The organism is Ramlibacter sp. (genome assembly GCF_013697775.1).
GTDB lineage: Bacteria > Pseudomonadota > Gammaproteobacteria > Burkholderiales > Burkholderiaceae_C > Ramlibacter.
In genome coordinates this window covers 1-5297 of sequence record NZ_JACCWG010000453.1, presented here as the reverse complement: position 1 = coordinate 5297, position 5297 = coordinate 1, and the positions used below count along the sequence as shown (strand labels likewise).

At 70.2% G+C, this 5297-nt stretch carries 5 protein-coding genes; all 5 read right to left on the bottom strand.

Features of this window, described 5'->3' with window-relative positions:
- The coding region (locus H0U68_RS23045; RefSeq protein WP_296359237.1) for a hypothetical protein at positions 1-929 on the bottom strand (929 nt) is incomplete at its 3' end.
- Between the two features lie 9 nt (positions 930-938).
- Positions 939-1577 (bottom strand): uracil phosphoribosyltransferase, encoded by a 639-nt coding sequence (gene upp / locus H0U68_RS23040; RefSeq protein ID WP_296359236.1) that lies wholly within the window; start codon positions 1575-1577, stop codon positions 939-941.
- A 28-nt stretch (positions 1578-1605) separates the two neighbouring features.
- Positions 1606-2880, bottom strand: coding sequence for a URC4/urg3 family protein (locus H0U68_RS23035; protein WP_296359235.1), 1275 nt, complete (start codon positions 2878-2880; stop codon positions 1606-1608).
- Positions 2877-4145 carry a GTP cyclohydrolase II gene (locus H0U68_RS23030; protein ID WP_296359234.1) on the bottom strand — a complete coding sequence of 423 codons (1269 nt, stop codon included), beginning with the start codon at positions 4143-4145 and terminating at the stop codon, positions 2877-2879. Before H0U68_RS23030 ends, H0U68_RS23035 begins: the two co-directional genes overlap by 4 nt.
- A 68-nt stretch (positions 4146-4213) precedes the next feature.
- Complete coding sequence (locus H0U68_RS23025; protein WP_296359233.1) at positions 4214-5194, bottom strand: threo-3-hydroxy-L-aspartate ammonia-lyase; 981 nt, start codon at positions 5192-5194, stop codon at positions 4214-4216.
- Positions 5195-5297 lie beyond the last annotated feature (103 nt).

Below are 5297 nucleotides of genomic sequence, written 5' to 3'. Positions count from 1 at the left end.
GCGGCGAAGCGGTCGCGCAGCTGCTGCGCCCAGTCGCCCGCGCGCTTGTCGTTGGCCGCCTTGCCGGCCAGCGCCAGGCGCAGCAGCAGCACGTCGGAGCGCTCCCAGCCGGCCAGCAGCTGCAGCGCCTCGGCCGGGCGCTTGCGCTCCAGCAGGAAGTCGGCATAGGCGCCCAGCAGGAACTGGTCGGTCAGGGCCTGGCGCAGCGCCAGCTTGAAGTGCTGTTCGGCCGCATCCCAGCGCTGCAGGCGCATCGCCATTTCGGCCAGGCGCGTCTGCACCCACAGCATCAGGCCGGGGTCGGCGCGCGGCGCGGCGGTGGCAGCCGATTGCAGCGTGTCGTAGGCGGCGGGCAGGCCCCCGGTGGCGGCCTGAACGTAAGCGGCGCAGCCCTGGGCGAACAGCGGCTGGGTGAGCGCGGCCAGGCGTTCGCATTCGCGGGCGGCATCCGGGTAGCGCGCCTGCACCATTGCGATGGCGGCGCGCCAGGACACCGGCTCGGCATTGGCCGCATCGAGCTGGCTGGCCTTGTTCAGGCTGGCCACCGCGCCGGCGAAGTCGTGGCTGTACTGCTCGAGCTGGCCGCGCACCAGCCAGTAGCGCGCGTCGTTGGGTGTGGACTGCGCCAGCGGCGCGATGGCGGCCTGGGCATAGCCCACGTAGCGCGGGTCGCCCTGCGCCATCGCCAGGTCGAAGTAGCGGCGGGCGATCTCCAGGCGCAGCGTGTTGTCGTTCGGCCGGGCGGCCAGCTGCTTGCGCAGCGACGCCACGCCGCGCGTGGCCGGGTCGGTGGCGCCGGGCAGGCGCTCGACCACGTCGGCGTCTGCGGCGGGGGTGAAGGGCGCGGCCTGCGCTGCCGCAGCCAAGCCCAGCAGCAAGCCGGCAAGGCACGGCCGCACGAAGCCGCCGCGCGGGCGGGACAGGTTCACGGGTGCTCTCTACTTGGTGCCGAAGATGCGGTCGCCGGCGTCGCCCAGCCCCGGCAGGATGTAGCCGTGGTCGTTCAGCTGCCGGTCGATGGCGGCGGTGTAGACCGGCACGTCGGGGTGCGAGCCGTGGAACGCGCGCAGGCCTTCGGGGCAGGTGAGCAGGCAGACGAACTTGATGGATTTGGGGCCGAGCTCCTTCAGGCGCTCCACCGCAGCGATGGCGGAGTTGCCGGTGGCAAGCATGGGGTCGACCACCACCGCGTCGCGGTTCTGCATGTCCTGCGGCATCTTGAAGTAGTACTCCACGGCCGTCAGCGTCTTGGGGTCGCGGTACAGGCCGATGTGGCCCACGCGCGCGCCGGGCACCACGCTGAGCATGCCGTCCAGGATGCCGGTGCCGGCGCGCAGGATGGACACGAACACCAGCTTCTTGCCGTCGATGACCCTGGCCATCGTCTTTTCCATCGGCGTCTCGATCTCGACTTCCTGCATCGGCATGTCGCGCGTGACCTCGTAGGCCATCAGCATGCTCACTTCGTTGAGCAGGCGGCGAAAGCTGTTGGTGCTGACCTCCTTGTTGCGCATCAGGCTCAGCTTGTGCTGCACGAGCGGGTGGTCGATCAGGTGCACGTCGTTGTTATTGTCCATCCGTTGTTCCGTCTTGTTCTCGGTGTCGTCAAAAAACCGTGCCGTCGCTGGCCACCTGCAGCGGCGGCATGCCGCCGCGCCGGCGCTGCGCCAGCTCGCGGCCGGCGGCCCAGCTGCCGCCTTCCAGCACGCGCGCGAGCGGCATGCGCTCGGCGTCCAGGTGCAGGTGCTTGCGCACCGCGCCGGCCACTTCGTCCATCAGCGACAGGGTCAGCGCGCGCCACTCGACGATGATCTCGTCGCCCGGCTGCCAGACCTGCGAGGCCACCGCCTCGTCGCGCGGCACCAGCACGCCGCTGTCGATCATCAGCCCGCCGTTGCGGTATTCGGGCAGCGCGGTCAGCGCGTTCAGGCCGTGGACGCTGACGCCCGACCACTCGAAGGGCTCCAGCAGCGAGTAGGTGAGCCACTGCGAGAGCTTGTGGAACGGCACCCAGCCGTCGGTGAGGCCTTCGCCGCGCACCGCCTCGTGGCGCCAGCAGTCGCCCAGGGGAATGGTGCCGATGGTGTTGGCCGCCGGCCAGATGCCCGACAGGCTCATCAGCAGGTGCGACAGGATGCCGTGCGCCGACACGCTGGCCGTGCGCGAAACGTCCGGGCCGGCCGTGCCCAGGATCAGGTCGAACAGGTGGCCGGGGCGCTGCAGCTCGGGGCCGAACACCTCGGGCTGTTCGGAAATGATTTCACCCAGCCGGCGCATCAGCACGGCACGCCCCTCCAGGCCGACCATCGGGTTGGCTTCGCTGACCTGGAAGGCCTGCGCCAGCCGGTCGGTCACCAGGCCGCGCAGCCCCATGGCGTCGACCTGCAGCGGCCGGTCCTTGTCGCTGGAGAACATGCCGGCCACGAAGGCGTGGTAGCTGGCCACCGCCAGCCCTTCCGAGCGGGTGAAGGTCTTGCCGCTGGCCGGTTCGGTGTATTTCCAGTCGTGGCCGGCGCCGGCGTCCAGCAGCACGCTGACCACGGTGAGGTCGATCAGCGCGCGGGCGCGCTCGGGGCGCGACTGGCCGGCCAGCAGGCGGTCGAGTTCGCCTTTGCGGTCCACGCCGCCGGCCTCGAAGTGCCGCCAGCGGCTGTGCACCGGGATGTGGCCGCGCGGAAAGCGCCGCCGCGTCACTTCGGCGATGGTGCCGGCGGCGCCTTCGATGGCGTTGTCGTCCACGGTGAACCAGCGCGATTCGCCGCGCCGCGCGCGGTCCAGCAGCTGGCCGCAGCGTTCGCGCACGGCGGTGGTGGTGCGCAGGACGTCGGCGGCCTGCTCGGCGGCGCCCCCGTGGATGGCGTGGTCGGATGCGCTCGTCACTTGTCCAGCTCCCGGCCCTTGGTCTGCTTGAGTTCGGCGGCGTCCGGCACATGGCCGGAGGTGAAGTAGCCGGCGGCCACCTTGGCCTCCATCTCGACCTTGGCATCGGCGGGAATCAGCGAGTCGGGAATGTTCACGCGCTCGCCGACCTCGATGCCGGCGCCGGTGATGGCGTCGTATTTCATGTTGCTCATGGACACCAGGCGGTGGATCTTCTTCACGCCCAGCCAGTGCAGCACGTCGGGCATGAGCTCCTGGAAGCGCATGTCCTGCACGCCGGCCACGCATTCGGTGCGGGCGAAATACTGATCGGCGGTGTCGCCGCCGACCTGGCGCTTGCGGGCGTTGTAGACCAGGAACTTGGTCACCTCGCCCAGCGCCCGGCCTTCCTTGCGCGAGTACGACACCAGGCCCACGCCGCCGCGCTGCGCGCCGGCGATGCATTCTTCGATCGCGTGCGTCAGGTAGGGCCGGCAGGTGCAGATGTCGGAGCCGAACACGTCCGAGCCATTGCACTCGTCGTGCACCCGCGCGGTGAGTTCCACTTCCGGGTTGGCCAGGTCCTGCGGGTCGCCGAAGATGTAGACGGTCTGCCCGCCGATGGGCGGCAGAAACACCTCCAGGTCGCTGCGCGTCACGAGTTCCGGGTACATGCCGCCGGTTTCCTCGAACAGCACGCGGCGCAGGTCGGCCTCGGTGCAGCCGAAGCGCCTGGCCACGCCGGGCAGCCACCACACGGGCTCGATCGCCGCCTTGGTCACCATGGCGGCGCCGCCGGCGGTGAGGATGTGGCCGTCGGCCTTGAGCCGGCCGGCCAGCAGGCCTTCGATGACTTCGGGCAGGATCACGTGCGCCTTGGTCACGGCGATGGTGGGCCGCACGTCGTAGCCGGCCACCAGCTCGTTGTTGAACACGTCGGCCACCATGGCGCCCCAGGGGTCCAGGCTGACGATCTTGCCGGGGTCGCTCCACTGCGGGTAGGGGCCGATCATGTCGGTCGGCGAGGTGTTGGTCAGGTCGGCCTTGTGGCCGCGCGCCAGCGCGCCGGAGGCGACGGCCAGGGCCCGGTACACGCTGTACGAGCCGCTGTGCGTGCCGATGACGTTGCGGTGGCTGCGCACGGCGGTGGTGCCGACCACCGGCCCCCGCTCGGACGGCATGGCCGCGCCCCAATGGATGGGCAAGGCGCCGAAGCCCTTGGCGTGCGAGGTCAGGCGGATGTGGCGGGGGGCTGCGGGAGCGCCCGCGTCAAGGGTGGTGGCCATGGTGTGGAGCTTCCAAAACCGCAATGTAGCGTGCCCGCACGGCCCAGGTGCGCCTCATTGCAAGGATGTCATGACAAGCGGGCGGAACTGCCCGCAACAAGCTCTGCAAAACGTGTCAGGTCGACGTTTCCGCCGCTGATGAGGATACCGACCCGCGCCCCGCGGACGTCGATGCCGCCGTGGCGGGCTCCGGCGAACGACAGGCAGCCGGTCGGCTCCACCACCATCTTCATGCGCTCGGCGTAGAAGCGCATGGCCTCGACCAGCTGCGCGTCGGTGGCAGTCACGACGGCCGTTACGTCGCGCTGAAGGATGGCGAAGGTGAGTTCGCCCAGCTCCTGCGTCTGCGCGCCGTCGGCGATGGTGCGCGGCACCTCGATCTTCACGCGCTCGCCCTTCAGCAACGATTGCCGGCCGTCGTCGCCAGCCTCGGGTTCCACGCCATAGATCTTGCAGTTCGGTGCGAGCGCCCGCGCCGCCAGCGCGCAGCCGCTGAGCAGCCCGCCGCCGCCCAGGCAGACGAAGAAATAGTCGAGCTCGCCCGCTTCCTCGAACAGTTCCTTGGCGGCCGTGCCCTGGCCGGCAATGATGTCGGCGTGGTCGTAGGGCGGAATCAGCGTCATGCCGCGCTCGGCCGCCAGCCGGGACGTCAATTCTTCGCGGTTGGCCTCGTAGCGGTTGTAGGTGACCACCTCGGCGCCGTAGCCGCGCGTGGCGGCGGCCTTGGCCGCGGGCGCGTCCTCGGGCATGACGATCAGCGCGGGGATCTCCAGGATGCGGGCCGCCAGCGCGGTGGCCTGGGCGTGGTTGCCGGACGAAAAAGTGATCACGCCGCGTTTGCGCTGCTCGGGCGTGAAGCGCGAGAGGGCGTTGAACGCACCGCGGAACTTGAAGGCGCCCATGCGCTGGAAGTTCTCGGCCTTGAAGAAGAGTTGCGCGCCGAGCAGGGCGTCGGCGGTGCGCGAGCGCATGACCGGCGTGCGGTGGGCGTGGCCCTGCAGGCGCTCGGCTGCTGCTTCTACGTCGGCGTAGGTGGGGATGTCTTGCATTGCGTATCGTCCTTGCGCCTGACTGTACCTTGCGCGTTGCGTCAGGCGTTGCGTCGCGCGTCGCGGCAGGCGGTGCCCGGCATGGGCTCATACTGCGGTGGTC